Annotated in this window: 13 protein-coding genes; 8 read left to right on the forward strand and 5 right to left on the reverse strand. The window is 75.0% G+C overall.

Translation table 11 applies throughout. The annotated features are described in order from the left end of the window. Window positions 1–165 precede the first annotated feature (165 nt). From ACFPZN_RS43105 to ACFPZN_RS43120, 4 genes are read left to right on the forward strand one after another with little or no spacing between them, the layout of a single operon-like run. Entirely contained in the window at window positions 166–1,647 is a 1,482-nt protein-coding gene (locus tag ACFPZN_RS43105) for an FdrA family protein (protein ID WP_378288425.1), read from the forward strand. Next, window positions 1,640–3,082 (forward strand): YlbE family protein, encoded by a 1,443-nt coding sequence (locus ACFPZN_RS43110; protein ID WP_378288427.1) that lies wholly within the window; start codon window positions 1,640–1,642, stop codon window positions 3,080–3,082. The genes ACFPZN_RS43105 and ACFPZN_RS43110 overlap by 8 nt, the downstream gene beginning before the upstream one ends. A gap of 30 nt (window positions 3,083–3,112) precedes the next feature. After that, on the forward strand, window positions 3,113–4,054 hold the full coding sequence (locus ACFPZN_RS43115) for an aldose 1-epimerase family protein (protein ID WP_378288429.1): 942 nt from the start codon (window positions 3,113–3,115) through the stop codon (window positions 4,052–4,054). Beyond that, the gene (locus ACFPZN_RS43120) at window positions 4,051–5,277 is read left to right on the forward strand and encodes a DUF6986 family protein (protein ID WP_378288431.1); all 1,227 of its coding nucleotides are present in this window, start codon (window positions 4,051–4,053) and stop codon (window positions 5,275–5,277) included. The genes ACFPZN_RS43115 and ACFPZN_RS43120 overlap by 4 nt, the downstream gene beginning before the upstream one ends. Window positions 5,278–5,281: 4 nt before the next feature. Here ACFPZN_RS43120 and ACFPZN_RS43125 read toward each other — a convergent pair whose 3' ends face one another. Then, window positions 5,282–6,202 (reverse strand): nitroreductase/quinone reductase family protein, encoded by a 921-nt coding sequence (locus ACFPZN_RS43125; RefSeq protein ID WP_378288433.1) that lies wholly within the window; start codon window positions 6,200–6,202, stop codon window positions 5,282–5,284. Window positions 6,203–6,305: 103 nt separating this feature from the next. On the opposite strand from ACFPZN_RS43125, the gene ACFPZN_RS43130 reads away from it, so the two are divergent. Then, the gene (locus ACFPZN_RS43130; protein WP_378288435.1) at window positions 6,306–6,782 is read left to right on the forward strand and encodes a MarR family transcriptional regulator; all 477 of its coding nucleotides are present in this window, start codon (window positions 6,306–6,308) and stop codon (window positions 6,780–6,782) included. A gap of 6 nt (window positions 6,783–6,788) precedes the next feature. Here ACFPZN_RS43130 and ACFPZN_RS43135 read toward each other — a convergent pair whose 3' ends face one another. Genes ACFPZN_RS43135 through ACFPZN_RS43150 form a run of 4 tightly spaced genes read right to left on the reverse strand, consistent with a single transcriptional unit; the run spans window position 6,789 to window position 10,583 of the window. Next, window positions 6,789–7,382: a nucleotidyltransferase family protein gene (locus ACFPZN_RS43135; protein ID WP_378288437.1), complete on the reverse strand. Its 594-nt coding sequence runs from the start codon at window positions 7,380–7,382 to the stop codon at window positions 6,789–6,791. A gap of 18 nt (window positions 7,383–7,400) precedes the next feature. Further along, window positions 7,401–8,531 (reverse strand): XdhC family protein, encoded by a 1,131-nt coding sequence (locus ACFPZN_RS43140; protein WP_378288439.1) that lies wholly within the window; start codon window positions 8,529–8,531, stop codon window positions 7,401–7,403. Then, complete coding sequence (locus ACFPZN_RS43145; RefSeq protein WP_378288441.1) at window positions 8,524–9,678, reverse strand: vWA domain-containing protein; 1,155 nt, start codon at window positions 9,676–9,678, stop codon at window positions 8,524–8,526. The genes ACFPZN_RS43140 and ACFPZN_RS43145 overlap by 8 nt, the downstream gene beginning before the upstream one ends. 2 nt (window positions 9,679–9,680) lie before the next feature. Next, complete coding sequence (locus ACFPZN_RS43150) at window positions 9,681–10,583, reverse strand: AAA family ATPase (protein ID WP_378288443.1); 903 nt, start codon at window positions 10,581–10,583, stop codon at window positions 9,681–9,683. A gap of 125 nt (window positions 10,584–10,708) precedes the next feature. Here ACFPZN_RS43150 and ACFPZN_RS43155 point away from each other — a divergent pair, with 125 nt between their 5' ends. The 3 genes from ACFPZN_RS43155 to ACFPZN_RS43165 are packed head-to-tail and all read left to right on the forward strand — an operon-like array spanning window position 10,709 to window position 14,075. After that, complete coding sequence (locus tag ACFPZN_RS43155; RefSeq protein ID WP_378288445.1) at window positions 10,709–12,013, forward strand: sulfite oxidase; 1,305 nt, start codon at window positions 10,709–10,711, stop codon at window positions 12,011–12,013. Window positions 12,014–12,054: 41 nt separating this feature from the next. Further along, complete coding sequence (locus ACFPZN_RS43160; RefSeq protein ID WP_378288448.1) at window positions 12,055–13,455, forward strand: selenium-binding protein SBP56-related protein; 1,401 nt, start codon at window positions 12,055–12,057, stop codon at window positions 13,453–13,455. Further along, window positions 13,452–14,075: a hypothetical protein gene (locus ACFPZN_RS43165; protein ID WP_378288450.1), complete on the forward strand. Its 624-nt coding sequence runs from the start codon at window positions 13,452–13,454 to the stop codon at window positions 14,073–14,075. Before ACFPZN_RS43160 ends, ACFPZN_RS43165 begins: the two co-directional genes overlap by 4 nt. The last annotated feature ends 29 nt before the right edge of the window (window positions 14,076–14,104 follow it).

A 14,104-nucleotide genomic window follows, 5' to 3' on the forward strand; every position in this document is an offset into this window, starting at 1 on the left:
GCGGCGCCGCGCTGGCGCTGCCCGCCTTCCGGCTGGGCATCGCCGGCGCCCGGGGCGGGGCCGTCCGCGGCGAGGCCGCCCGGAGCGGGGCGGGCCGCCGGGGCGCGCAGAAGGTGTCGGCGTGAACGACGAGTCGGCGGGCGGGTCCCCCGGCGAGGAGGCGCCGTGAGGCGGTGGGTCGAGGTGCGGCGGGGGGCGTACCACGACTCGGTGACCCTGATGCGGGTCAGCCGGGAGGTCGGGGACGCCGCCGGCGTGTCCGGGGCGATGGCCGCCATGGCGACGGAGCTGAACCTGGAACTGCTCGGCCGGATGGGCTTCGAGGTGCCCGCCGGCGCGGGGCCCGCCGACCTGGTGGTGGCGATCCGCGCCGACGACGATCCCGCGCTGGACGCCGCCCGCGGCACGCTGGAGGAGCTGCTGCGCTCGTCCCGCGAGCGGCGGGGCGGGACGGCCGCCGAGGGCGTCCCGGGCGCGGCGCCGCCCGCGCGGACGACCGGGGCGGCCGCCCGGCGGCGCCCCGAGGCCGGGATCGCGCTGGTGTCGGTGCCCGGCCCCCATGTCGTCCCCGAGGCCATGGACGCGCTGGCGGCCGGGCTCAACGTCATGATCTTCAGCGACAACGTGCCGCTGGAGCAGGAGATCGCGCTCAAGGACGCCGCCGCCCGGCGCGGCCTGATCGTGATGGGCCCCGACTGCGGCACGGCGCTGGTCGGCGGCGCCGGGCTGGGCTTCGCCAACGCCGTCCGGCCGGGCCCGGTGGGCCTGGTCGCGGCCTCGGGCACCGGCGCCCAGCAGGTGATGTGCCTGCTGGACGCGGCCGACGTCGGGGTCGGCCACGCGCTGGGCGTCGGCGGCCGCGACCTGTCGGTGGAGGTCAGCGGGCGGTCGGCGCTGGCGGCCCTGGCGGCGCTGGACGCCGACCCGGGCACCGAGCTGATCGTGCTGGTGTCCAAGCCGCCCGCGCCGCAGGTCGCCGATCTGGTCCGGGAGGCCGCGCGGCGGCTCGTCACCCCGGTGGTCTTCGCCTTCCCCGGCCCCGACGACGATCTGACCCGGGCCGTGGAGCGGGCGCTGAAGAGGCTCGGCCGGTCCGTGCCGCCCTGGCCCCGCTGGCCGGCGTCCCGGCTCGCGCCGCGGCGGGGCGCAGGCGGGCTGCGGGGCCTGTTCTCGGGCGGGACGCTGCGGGACGAGGCCGCCGCGATCATCACCGCGGCCACCGGCGGCGACCCGGCCGCGCGCGGGCACCTGCTGGTCGACTTCGGCGACGACGCCTACACCCGGGGCCGCGCCCACCCGATGATCGACCCGGCGCTGCGGCTGGAGGCGGTCGCCCGGCACGCCGCCGACCCCGGGTGCGGGATGCTGCTGCTGGACGTCGTCCTGGGGTACGGGGCCGACCCCGACCCGGCCGCCGCGCTGGCCCCCGCGATCGCCGCCGCGCTGGAGCGGCGGGACGACCTGGCCGTCACGGTGTCGCTGTGCGGCACGCCCGCCGACCCGCAGGGACGGGACGCGCAGGCCGCGGCGCTGAGCGGGGCGGGCGCGTCGGTGTTCGCCTCCAACGCGGAGGCGGCACGGCACGCGATCCGGTGGTGCGAGGGCACGCCAGGAACGGGCGAGGGCACGGAGGGCGCCGATGACTGAATCCCGGCCGCGGCTCGGCGGCCTGCTCACCCGAGAGCCGAGCGTCGTGGCGGCCGGGATCGGCGTGCTGGCCGAGTCCCTGGAGCGCCAGGCGGTCCCGGTGGAGGCGGTCGACTGGCGGCCGCCGCCCGAGGGCTCCGAGGGCGCGCTGGCCGCCGTGCTGGGCCGTCCGGGGCACGCCGAGGCCAACGAGCTGGCGGTCGGGCGGATGCTCAGCGCCCGCCCCCACCTGGTCGACGTCCGTCCCGCCGCGGAGGTGCTGGGCCTGGAGCCCGGCGCGTTCCTGCACGCCGGCCCGCCCCTGGAGTGGGAGCGGGCGTCCGGGCCGATGCGCGGCGCGCTCGTCGGCGCGATGCTCCTGGAGGGCCTCGCCGGTTCCCCGGAGGAGGCCGAGCGCGCGCTGGAACGGGGCGCGGCGACGCTGGAACCGTGCCACCACCACGGCGCCGTCGGCCCCATGGCGGGCGTGGTGAGCCCGTCCATGTGGATGCTGGTGGTCGAGGACGCCGAGCACGGCGGCACCGCCTGCTGCTCCCTGAACGAGGGCCTGGGCAAGGTCCTGCGGTACGGGGCGTACGGCCCCGAGGTGATCGAGCGGCTGCGCTGGATGGGCGCGGTGCTGGGGCCCGTGCTGCGCTCGGCCGTCCGCCGCCACGGCCCGCTCGACCTCCTGGCGATCATGGCGCAGGCGCTGCAGATGGGCGACGAGCTGCACAACCGCAACCGGGCGGCGAGCTCGCTGCTGCTGCGCGAGCTGGCCGCCGACCTGGCCGAGGCGGACGCGCCGCGCGACCGGGTCGCCGAGGCGCTGCGCTTCGCCGCCGGCAACGACCACTTCTTCCTCAACCCAGCGATGGCCGCCGCCAAGGCCGCCGCCGACGCCGCCCGCGGGGTGCCCGGCTCCAGCATGGTCGTGGCGATGGCCCGCAACGGCACCGACTTCGGCATCCAGGTGTCGGGCACCGGCGACCGCTGGTTCACCGGGCCCGCCGGCGTGCCCGACGGCCTCTACCTCGGCGACTACGGCCCGGCGGACGCCAATCCCGACATCGGCGACTCGGCGATCACCGAGACCGCCGGGGTGGGCGGGTTCGCGCTGGCCGCCGCGCCGGCGATCGTGCGGTTCGTGGGCGGCGAGGTGCCCGACGCGCTGGCCGCCACCCAGCGGATGTACGAGATCACGCTGGCCGAGCATCCGGCGCTGCAGATCCCGCTGCTCTCGTTCCGCGGCACCCCGGCGGGCGTCGACGTCGCCCGGGTGGTGCGCACCGGGATCCTCCCGGTGATCGACACCGGCATCGCCGGGCGCGAGGCCGGCACGGGCCAGGTGGGGGCGGGGCTGGTGTCGCCGCCGGCGAACGTGTTCCGGGACGCCCTGCACGCCCTCGCCGAGGACGGCGGGGACCCGGCGCCCGCTGCCCCGAAAGGCGCGTGAGACGAGGTCGCGGCCGGGTAGTTTCGGCGCATGACCGAGTCGATCAACGGGGTGCCGGACGCGGGCGGGCCGATCACCGGCGCCCAGTACGAGATCGCCGCCGGACCGTACCGCGCGGTCGTCACCGAGGCGGGCGCGGGGCTGCGCGAGCTGACCTGCGAGGGCCGCCCGCTGGTGCTGTCGCACGGCGCCGACGAGCCCGTGCCGGTGGCGCTCGGCCAGGTGCTGGTGCCGTGGCCCAACCGGATCGACCGCGGCCGGTACGCCTACGGCGGCCGCATCCACCAGCTCGACCTGTCCGAGCCGAAGAACGACTGCGCGATCCACGGGCTGGTGCGGCACGCCACCTGGACGGAGGCGGACCGCGAACGCGACCGGGTCCGGATGCGGCACCGGCTGATGGGGCACGCGGGCTACCCGTACCGGCTCGACCTGGAGGTCGCCTACGCGCTGGACGCCGAGCGGGGCCTGACCGTCACGGTCTCCGCGCGCAACACCGGCACCCGCACCGCCCCGTACGGGCACGGCGCCCACCCGTACCTCACCGTGGACGAGCCGATCGACGACTGCACGGTGACGGTGACCGCGGACCGGTGGCTGCCGGTCGACGACCGGATGATCCCGTCCGGGCCGCCCGAGGACGTCGCCGGCACCCCCTACGACCTGCGGGACGGGCGCAAGCTCGGCGGCCAGAGCATCGACAACGCCTTCACCGGGCTGCGCCGCGACGCCGACGGCCGGGCCTGGATCCGGCTGACCGGCGGCGGGCGCACCACCGCCCTGTGGGTGGACGCGGCGCATCCGTGGCTGGAGGTCTACACGGCCGACCAGGCGCCGGGCGACCGGCGGCGGCGCGGGCTGGGCGCCGAGCCGATGACCTGCCCGCCGAACGCGTTCGCCACCGGAATCGACGTGATCGACCTCGAACCGGGTGCCCACGCGGGCGGATCTTGGGGGATCATGTCGGAGTGAACCTCAGCGTCCCCTCGTTCGATGACCTTTCCGCCCGGATCACCGCGGTCCGCGACGATCACAGCGAGCAGTTCCCGGGACCGGCCACGGGGCGGCAGCCGGTGCACACGGTGTACGTCCCGGCCGACCGGTTCTCCCGCTCCACGCCCGCCGACTTCGGCGCCGAGGCGCTGCGGCTGCTCAACACCCACACGCCCGGCGCGGGCTCGTTCGGCACCGCGTTCGGCCTCGATCCGGAGATCGCCGGGCCGGTGCGCGAGCGGGTGGCGGCCAAGCTGGCGGGCGAGCCGGTGGAGGACGTGCGGATCGACTTCGAGGACGGCTACGGCGTCCGCTCCGACGACGAGGAGGACGCCCACATCACCCAGGTGGTGGAGGCCGTCGCCGCCGCGTACCAGGTCAAGGGGCTGCCGCACTACTGGGGGCTGCGGATCAAGTCGTTCGCCGACGGCGGCCACGACCGGGCGATGCGGACCCTGGACGGCTTCCTGACCTCCCTGCGGGACCGGCTCGGGCGGCTGCCCGGCGGGTTCACCATCACCTTCCCCAAGGTGCTCACGGCCGAGCATGTGACGCTCTTCGTCGACTACCTCGACCGCCTGGAGAACGCGCTGGGACTGCCCTCCGGGATCCTGCGGTTCGAGATCCAGGTGGAGACCACCGAGGCGATCATCGACGCGGACGGCCGGATCGGGCTGCGCGCCATCGCCCGCGCGGCGGGCGAACGGCTCACCGCGGCCCACTTCGGGGTGTTCGACTACACCGCCGCGCTGGGCCTGCCGCCCGAGCAGCAGCGGCTCGACCACCCGGCGTGCGACTTCGCCCGGCACGCCATGCAGGTCGCGTTCGCGGGCACCGGCGTCCGGCTGTCGGACGGCTCCACCAACGTGATCCCCCGCAACGACGGGCCGGACGAGGTCAACGAGACCTGGGCGGTGCACGCCGCGCACGTCCGCCACTCCCTGCGGCACGGCTTCTACCAGGGCTGGGACCTGCACCCGGCGCACCTGCCCAGCCGCTACGCCGCCGTGTACGCCTACCACCTGACCGGCGTCGACGAGGTGATCGGCCGCGTCCGGGCCTGGCACGAGCAGGCCGCCGCCAAGGACAGCGGCGTCCTGGACGAGCCCGCCACCATCAAGGCCCTGACCGCCCGTCTCCAGCGGGCCGTCGACTGCGGCGCCCTGGACGAGACGGTACTGCCCGCGTCCGTCGAACGCTGACGGGTCAGCCGGTGGTCGGCCCTGCCCAGTCGGCGGGGGTGAGGGTGTTGAGGGTGGTGAACAGTTCGCTCTCCTCGTAGGCGTAGTGGGCCTCCAGGTCGGCGGTGACGCGGTCGAACTGGGCGCGGACGGTGGCCGGGTCGGCGGAGGCCATGCCGTCGAGGGTCTCCTGGAGTTCGGCGCGCAGGCGTGCCACCTGGGCGTGCTCGCGGCGCAGGCGGTCCAGGACGGGGCCGAGCTCGGGGTGGAGGCGGCGCAGCGGCGGGAAGCCGCGGTTCTCCTCGCCGTCGTGGTGCTCGCCGAGGGCGGAGCAGAAGGCCACGCAGTGGGTGCGCAGCCGGGCGGCCGCGTCGGGTTCGGGGCGCTCGCCGCGTTCGGCGCCGGTGAGGTACGCCTCGACCTCCTCGCGCAGCGAGGCCAGGTCGGCGCGCAGGGTGGCGTGCGCCTGGACGATCACGTCGCCGAGGGCCAGCGACCGTGCGGAGTCCGCGCGGTACAGGGCCACGACCGGGATGACCCGCTCGGTCATCCGCTGGTACTCGGCGTAGGCGGGGACGAGTTCCCCCTGCAGGGTGTAGAGCCGGTCGCGCTCCTCGCCGTGCAGCGGTAGCGCGGTGGCGGCGTAGGTCTCGACGCCCGTGCCGTCGTCGGTGCCGATCTCGACGGTGACGCGGGAGTCGGCGAGCAGGTTGCCGTACCAGGCGGGGTCGCCGGGTCCGCCGGCGTTGGAGGCGAAGACCAGGATCCGGTCGCCGTCGGGCATGTACGTGAGCGGGCTGGTGCGGCGCCTCCCGGTGCCGGATCCGGTGGTGGTCAGCAGCACCAGCGTGGCGCCCTCGAACATGCCGCCGACGCGGCCGCCGTTCGCGCGGAACTCCTCGATGATCGCCCGGTTGAACTCCGCCGGCGAGAACTCTTCGGCCATGGGGCGCCCCCTTATCCTGAATTCCTGAAGCCTTGTACGGGACAGTGGTTTTGCTTGAGAGACAAAGCTACTTTAGAAACAAAGCTATTGGGGTTGCCCAGGTATGTCAACGGACGAACGCCCCCTGCCCGCGGGGCTCGGGGTGGAGGACGGCATCCGCACCATGCTGCTGCTCATGCCGCGGATGGTCGGCCGGGTGAAGCGGATCAAGGTCCCCGCCGAGCTGCGCTCGTTCGACCTGGCCCCGCGCCACCTGTCGCTGCTGTCCTACCTGCTGTTCGACGGGCCGATGAGCGTGAACGAGCTGGCCGCCCGGCTGGAGATCGCCCCGGCCACCGCCAGCCTGATGGTCGGCGACCTGAGCCGCCAGGGCATCCTGGAGCGCCGCGAGGACCCCGACGACCGGCGCCGCACCATCGTCAGCATCGCCGACGCCCACCTGGAGTCGATCAAGGGTTGGCTGGCGCAGGGCGCCGGCGCGTGGCGCACCGCGCTGGAACCGCTCACGCCCGAGCAGCGACGCATGTTCGTCGACACGCTGCTGGCCTACGAGCGCGCCGTCACCGAGGGGCTCGGCTGACGCGCGTCAGCCCTCGGAGCGGGTGAACGCCTCCAGGTCGGCCGGGGTGTCGATGTCGTCGGGCGCGGCCACGTCCGCGCACGGCACCGGCGTCACCAGCTCCGGATGGGCGCGCAGGAAGGACCGCGCCCCGGCGTCGCCCTCGGCCGCCTCGGCCGCCGCCGCGAAATGCTCGCGGGCGATCAGCACCGGGTTGCGCGGCCGCCCGTGGTAGGACGCGACGGCGACGCGGGCCCCCAGGTGGTACGCCTCGATCAGCCGCCGCACGGCCTCGGGCGTGACCCGCGGCTGGTCGACCAGCGCCACGACCACGGCCGGGCAGCCCGGCGGCAGCGCCGCCAGCCCCGCGCGCAGCGAGGAGCCCATGCCGGTGCGCCAGCCGGGGTTGGGCACCACGACCGCCCCGATCACCTCGACCTGCGCGGCGCCCGCGACCACCAGCACCGGCGAGCAGCCGCCCTCGCGCAGCGTCCGCACGCCGCGGTCGACGAGGCGCTCGCCGTCCAGCTCCACCAGCGCCTTGGGCCGGCCGAGCCGGCTGCCCTCACCGGCCGCCAGCAGCACGCCGGCCGGGTTCTCCGCTCCGCGCAGCACCGTCATCAGGCGAGGGTAGCCCGCTCACCCCTCCGGGTCGTGGACGTCGCCGTGGATCCTGCCCTCGGTGTCGGTCAGCGGACGGCCCGACCCGCCCCAGCGCAGCTGGATCAGCTCGGCGGCGATGGACACGGCGGTCTCCTCGGGCGTGCGGGCGCCCAGGTCCAGCCCGATCGGCGAGCGCAGCCGGGACAGCTCGCCCTCGGTCAGCCCCGCCTCGCGCAGCCGCTTCATCCGGTCGTCGTGGGTGCGGCGCGACCCCATGGCCCCGACGTACCCGGCGTTGGTGCGCAGCGCGACCTCCAGCAGCGGGACGTCGAACTTCGGGTCGTGGGTGAGCACGCAGATCGCGGTCCGCTCGTCCACCGCGGTCCCGTCCAGGTACTTGTGCGGCCACTTCACCACGACCTCGTCGGCGTCCGGGAACCGCTTGGGCGTGGCGAACACCGGGCGGGCGTCGCACACCGTCACGTGGTAGCCGAGGAACTTGCCGACCCGGGCCACCGCGGCGGCGAAGTCGATCGCGCCGAAGACCAGCAGGCGCGGCGGCGGCGCGAACGAGTGCACGAACACCGCCAGCTCGTCCAGCCGCCGCTCCCCCTCCCGGCCGTAGTGGCGCTGGCCGGTCAGCCCCTGGGCGAGCATGCCGCGCGCGTCGTCGTCGACCGCGGCGTCGAGCCGGCCGGCGTACGCGGCGCCCGGCGCCAGCGACCCGCTCGCCCGGTCGGCCCAGATGACGCGGCGGGCGCCGACGTCGCCCGGCCCCGCCACGACGGTGGCGACCGCGACCGGCTCCCGCGCGGCGATCGCGGCGGCCACGTCCGCGAACTCGGGGAAGGTGGCGGGCCCCACCGGCTCGACCAGCACGTCCAGGATGCCGCCGCAGGTCAGGCCGACCGCGAACGCGTCGTCGTCGCTGACGCCGTAGCGCTGCACGACGGGCCGCCCCGACTCCATCACCTCCTGCGCCAGGTCGTACACCGCGCCCTCGACGCAGCCGCCGGACACGCTCCCGGTCACCTCCCCCGACGGCGACACGGCCATGGACGCGCCCGCCGGACGGGGCGCGCTGCGGAAGGTGTTGACCACCGTGGCCAGGCCGAAGGTCTCCCCCGCGGCGAACCAGGCGGCGATGTCGTCGAGCACGTCACGCATGCGGATCTCCGATCAGGCGGGCCAGGTCCTCCAGAGCGGCCAGGCTGTGCCCGGAGGTGAAGTCGTCGATGTGCGGGAGGGCGGCGGCCATCCCGGCGGTCAGCGGCTCGTAGCCGGGACGCGCCTTGTGGGGGTTGGCCCACACGACCCGGCGGGCGAGCCGGTGCAGCCGGGCCATCTGCTCGCCGAGCAGCCCGGCGTCGCCGCGCTCCCAGCCGTCCGAGGCGATCACCACGATGGCGCCGCGGGCCATGCCGCGCTGGCCGAAGCGGTCGAGGAACTCCTTCAGCTCCTCGCCCAGCCGGGTCCCGCCGCTCCAGTCGGGGATCGCGGCGGACGCGGCGGCCATCGCCGAGTCCGGGTCGCGGTGCCGCAGCTCGCGGGTGAGCCGGGTCAGGCGCGTGCCGACGCTGAACACCTCGACCGGGCGGCCTCCCCCGCCCGAGCGGGCGGCGGCGTGCGCGAACCGCAGCAGCGCGTCGGCGTACGGGCTCATGGAGCCGCTGACGTCCACCAGCAGCACGACGCGGCGCGGCCGGGTGCGGTGGGCGCGGTGCCGCAGCAGCGAGATCTCGCCGCCGCGCCGCAGCGTCTCCCGGACGGTGCGGCCCGGGTCGAGACGGCCCCGCGGGGCGGGCGCGAACCGGCGCGAGCGGCGCCGCTCGGTCGCCGCGTCCAGCACCGCGATCAAGCGGTTGACCTGGGCGCGCTCCTCCGGTCCCAGCCTGGCGACATCGCGTTCGCGCAGCACCTCGACGCCGCTGGCGGTGGCGACCCGGACCTCGCCCGGATCGTCCTCGCCCTCGCCCGGCGGGCCCGGCGCCACCACGGGCACGTGCCGCACGACCACCGGCGGCGGCGTGCGGCGGCCCGGACGCGCCGTCAGGCCCGAGAAGTACGCCGCGAAGCACCGGTCGTAGCGCGGCAGGTCGTCGGGGTCGGCGCACAGCGTGAGCCGTCCCGCCCAGTACACGTCCGCGCGGTCCAGGACGTCGAGGTGGTCGAGGGCGCGGAGCATGGCCTGGACGCGCTCGGGGTCGGCGGCGCCTCCGGCGGCGCGCAGCGTCCGCGCGAAACCCACCATCGTCTCGGTGACGTCCCTGCCCTGGACGGCGGGGCCGCCGCCGGGGAGCGCCGCTCCGGGCATCCTCACCCCCCGTTGAGCAGGGCGTCGAGACCTTGGGCGACCACCCGCTCCTGGTCCTCGCGGTACTTCAGGACGGTCCCGAGCGTCACCGCCGCGATCTCCGGGTCGAGCTCGCGGACGCCCAGCGCCACCAGCGCCTCCGTCCAGTCCAGGCTCTCCGCGACACCGGGCGGCTTGAGCAGGTCGGCGGCGCGCAGCCGCTGCGCGGCGTGGGCCACCTGCCCGGCCAGCCGCCCGGCCGCGTCCGGCAGCCGGCGCCGGATGATCGCCACCTCGCGGTCGAACGAGGGGTGCTCCAGCCAGTGGTAGAGGCAGCGGCGCTTGAGCGCGTCGTGCACCTCGCGGGTGCGGTTGGAGGTGACCACGACCACCGGGGGCCGCTCGGCGCGGATGGTGCCCAGCTCCGGCACGGAGATCGTGAAGTCGCTCAGCACCTCCAGCAGGAACGCCTCGAACTCGTCGTCGGCCCGGTCGATCTCGTCCACCAGCAGGACGCTGGGGGCGGTCTCCAGGGCCTGGAGCAGGGGCCGCGCCATCAGGAACCGGCGGTCGTACAGCTCGCCCTCGAGACGGGCGACGTCGGTGACCCCGGCGGCCTCGGCGGCGCGCAGGTGGAGGAGCTGGCGGGGGAAGTCCCAGTCGTACAGGGCCTGGGAGGCGTCGAGGCCCTCGTAGCACTGGAGCCGGATGAGGGGGGCGCCGAGCACCGCGGCGAGGGTCTTGGCCAGCTCGGTCTTGCCGACCCCGGCCTCGCCCTCCAGGAACAGGGGCCGCCCCATGCGCAGCGCGAGGAAGCCGGCCGTGGCCAGGCCGTCGTCGCAGAGGTAGGCGTGCCGGTCGAGCAGGCCCGCCAGCTCCGCCGGGGTTGCGATGTCGAACGCGGCCGCGGCCGTCCTGTCACCCACGATCACAGGCTACTCACCTCGCGGACGGACTCTCACTGACGGATGCCCCGAAAAGTCCGGAGATAAAGCCATTTAATTGAGTAGGGAAAGTTGACTTCCGGTGCGGCGCTGACGACCATCGGTCCATGAACCCGGACGATCTCACCGGCGAGACCGCCTACGAAACGGCCCGCGAGCTGGGCCGCGCGAACGCGCGCGACCCGCTCCAGGGCCTGCGCCGGCCCTCCCGGCGCGGCCTCCTCCGCCTGTCCGCCGGGGCGGGCCTCGGCGCCGCCCTCGCCGGCACCGCGGCCGCCCCGCGCGCCGCCGCGTCCACCGGCCCCGCCGCCACGGCCGCGGGGATCGTCAAGCCGCTGCCGCCCGAACTCTTCGTCCAGCACGGCACCAACGCCGAGACCCGCTGGGAGGCGATGCGCGGCCAGGGGTACCTCACGCGAGCCGACCGCTTCTTCGTCCGCAACCACGTCTCCACGCCGCTGATCGACGCGCGCACCTGGAGACTGCGGCTGTGGGGCACCGGCCTGCACGGCGCCCCGCCCGAGGCCCGCCCGGTCGAGTTCTCCTACGAGGACCTGCTCGGCATGCGCGCCGAAACGATCACCGCGTTCATCGAGTGCACCGGCAACGGCCGCGGCTTCTACACGAGCCAGCAGGGCCAGAAGGTCTCCGGCACCCCGTGGCGGCTCGGCGCCGTGGGCGTGGCGCACTGGCGCGGCGTACGGCTGGCCTCCGTCCTGGAACGCGCCGGGCTCACCCGCGAGGCCGTCGACCTCCTCCCCCGCGGCCTCGACGACGAGTACATCGACAGGGGCGAGAACCTGGGCCGCGTCCGCCGCCCCCTACCCGTCGCCAAGGCGCTCAAGGACGTCCTGCTCGCCTACGAGATGAACGGGGCTCCCCTGCCGCCCGACCACGGCTACCCCGTCCGGCTGGTCGTGCCCTCCTGGGTGGGGATCGCGTCGATCAAGTGGCTGGGCGACATCCAGGTCTCCGACCAGCCCCTCTACTCCCCCTGGAACACCCGTTTCTACCGCCTCTTCGGCCCCGGCCACCCGCCCGAGGGCAGCGCCCCGCTCACCCGCATGAACGTCAAGAGCGCCTTCGAACTCCCCTGGGACGCCACGCTGACCCGGGGCCGCACGCACGTGCTGCACGGCCGCTCCTGGTCGGGCAACGGCCGCGTCCGCCACGTCTCGATCAGCACCGACGGCGGCGCCACCTGGCACCGGGCCAGGATCCACGGGGCTGACGCACCCGGCGGCTGGGTACGGTGGGAATATCCGTGGCGATGTCCCGGCACCACCGGACGCTACGAACTACTGGCGCGCGCCACCGACGAGACCGGCGCGACGCAACCGGACACCGCCCCGTACAACACGTTCGGCTATCTGTTCGGCGCCGTGGTCCGCCATCCTGTGACGCTCGTCTGACCCGCCGGTGAGACTCCCACGGCGCAGTGGGAGGAGCTCTCATGGCACTCTGGACGCCCGACCCCACCTTCTACGCCTCACCCCGCGACGCGGCGGGCGCGCCCCCCGAGAAGCTGGCCTACGTGGTGGCCTTCGACCGCGCCGCCGCGAAACCCGACGCCGTCGCCGTCCTCGACGTGGACGACGCCTCCCCCACCTACGGGGACGTCGTCGGCTGGACGGACCTCCCCTACACCGGGGACGAACTCCACCACTTCGGCTGGAACGCCTGCAGCAGCGCCCTGTGCCCGTACGCGCCGCACCCGCACGTCGAGCGCCGCTACCTGATCGTCCCCGGCATTCGCTCCTCCAGGGTCTACATCATCGACACCAAGGAGCAGCCCGCCTCGCCCCAGGTCGTCAAGGTCCTGGAGGCCGACGAGCTGGCCGAGCACGCCGGCTACTCGCGGCCCCACACCGTCCACTGCGGCCCCGAGGGCCTCTACCTCACCGCGCTGGGCGGCGCCGACGGCCAGGACGGCCCCGGCGGCATCGCCCTCCTCGACCACAACTCGTTCGAGGTCCTGGGCCGCTGGGAGGTCGACAGAGGCCCGCAGTACTTCGCCTACGACGCCTGGTGGCACATCGCCTACGACGTGCTCGTCAGCTCCGAGTGGGGCACCCCGTCCATGCTCGAGGACGGCGTCGTCGCGGAGCAGCTCCTCGGCCGCGAGTACGGCCACGCCCTGCACTTCTGGGACCTGCGCAAGCGCCGCCACGTCCAGACGGTCGACCTCGGCGACGATCAACAGATGGTCCTGGAGGTGCGGCCCGCCCACGACCCCACCCAGCAGTACGGCTTCGCGAGCGTCGTCGTCAGCGTCGAGGACCTGTCCGCCTCGGTCTGGGCCTGGCACCGCGACGGCGACGCCTGGGCCGCCGAGAAGGTCATCACCGTCCCCGCCGAACCCGCCGACCCCTCGCGGCTCCCACCGGTGATCCAGCCCTTCGGGGCCGTGCCGCCGCTGATCACCGACATCGACCTCTCGGTCGACGACAGGTGGCTGTACGTGTCGTGCTGGGGCACCGGGGAGCTCAAGCGCTACGACGTGACCGATCCGTTCGCCCCGGTCGAGGCCGGGTCGGTCCGCATCGGCGGCATCGTCGACCGCACGCCGCACCCGGCGGCGCCCGGCCTGCCCCTCGCGGGCGGCCCGCAGATGGTCGAGGTCAGCCGCGACGGCCGCCGCGTCCACGTCACCAACTCCCTGTACGGCGCGTGGGACGACCAGTTCTACCCCGACGGCGTCGGCGCCTGGATGGCCAAGCTCGACTCCACACCCGAGGGGTTCACCTTCGACGAGCGCTTCTTCCCCCACGGGGATGATTTCCGCGGCCTCCGCCCGCACCAGGTCCGGCTCCAGGGCGGGGACGCCTCGTCCGACTCCTACTGCTACCCGTGACCAACGGCTCGCTGGCCGCACTGGTGGCCCTGGGGGCCTTCCACGGCCTCAACCCCGCCATGGGGTGGCTCTTCGCGGTCGCCCGGGGACTGCAGGAACGCAGCCGCGCACGCGTCCTGCAGTCCCTGCCGGCCATCGCCGCCGGCCACGCCGCCTCGGTGGGCCTGGTGGCGGTGCTGGTCTCCCTGACCCGTTCCATCGCCACCACCCAGATCATCGCGATCGTCGGCGGCGTCGTCCTGGTCGGCTTCGGCCTCTACCGGCTGCTGTCGCGGCGCCACTTCCGCTGGGTCGGCATGCGCCTCTCCCTGTGGCAGCTGGCCGGGTGGTCGTTCCTGATGTCGTCCGTCCACGGCGCGGGCCTGATGATCCTGCCCGTCCTGACCACCGCCCCGGCGCCCCATCACCACCACGGCGCCGCCACGAGCGACCTGTCGGCGGCCGTCTTCATCACCGGCGTCCACACCCTGGCCATGTTCGCCACCGCGGGCCTGATCGCCGTCCTCGTCTACGAGATCGTCGGCCTGACCATCCTGAGAAGGGCCTGGTTCAACCTGGACCGCCTATGGGCCGCCGCCCTCATCACCGCAGGCACCGTGACCCTCCTCACCGCCACCTGACCCCTAACGCCGCCGTCAGGAGCGCGAGG

It is taken from the genome of Actinomadura rugatobispora, from assembly GCF_042656285.1.
Classification (GTDB): domain Bacteria; phylum Actinomycetota; class Actinomycetes; order Streptosporangiales; family Streptosporangiaceae; genus Spirillospora; species Spirillospora rugatobispora.

Excerpts from the sequence above, each read along its gene's own strand:
- ACFPZN_RS43110 (WP_378288427.1), top strand. The coding sequence starts at position 1,640 with ATGACTGAATCCCGGCCGCGGCTCGGCGGCCTGCTCACCCGAGAGCCG.
- ACFPZN_RS43115 (WP_378288429.1), top strand. The coding sequence starts at position 3,113 with ATGACCGAGTCGATCAACGGGGTGCCGGACGCGGGCGGGCCGATCACC.
- ACFPZN_RS43125 (WP_378288433.1), bottom strand. The coding sequence starts at position 6,202 with ATGGCCGAAGAGTTCTCGCCGGCGGAGTTCAACCGGGCGATCATCGAG.
- ACFPZN_RS43130 (WP_378288435.1), top strand. The coding sequence starts at position 6,306 with ATGTCAACGGACGAACGCCCCCTGCCCGCGGGGCTCGGGGTGGAGGAC.
- ACFPZN_RS43135 (WP_378288437.1), bottom strand. The coding sequence starts at position 7,382 with ATGACGGTGCTGCGCGGAGCGGAGAACCCGGCCGGCGTGCTGCTGGCG.
- ACFPZN_RS43140 (WP_378288439.1), bottom strand. The coding sequence starts at position 8,531 with ATGCGTGACGTGCTCGACGACATCGCCGCCTGGTTCGCCGCGGGGGAG.
- ACFPZN_RS43145 (WP_378288441.1), bottom strand. The coding sequence starts at position 9,678 with ATGCCCGGAGCGGCGCTCCCCGGCGGCGGCCCCGCCGTCCAGGGCAGG.
- ACFPZN_RS43155 (WP_378288445.1), top strand. The coding sequence starts at position 10,709 with ATGAACCCGGACGATCTCACCGGCGAGACCGCCTACGAAACGGCCCGC.
- ACFPZN_RS43160 (WP_378288448.1), top strand. The coding sequence starts at position 12,055 with ATGGCACTCTGGACGCCCGACCCCACCTTCTACGCCTCACCCCGCGAC.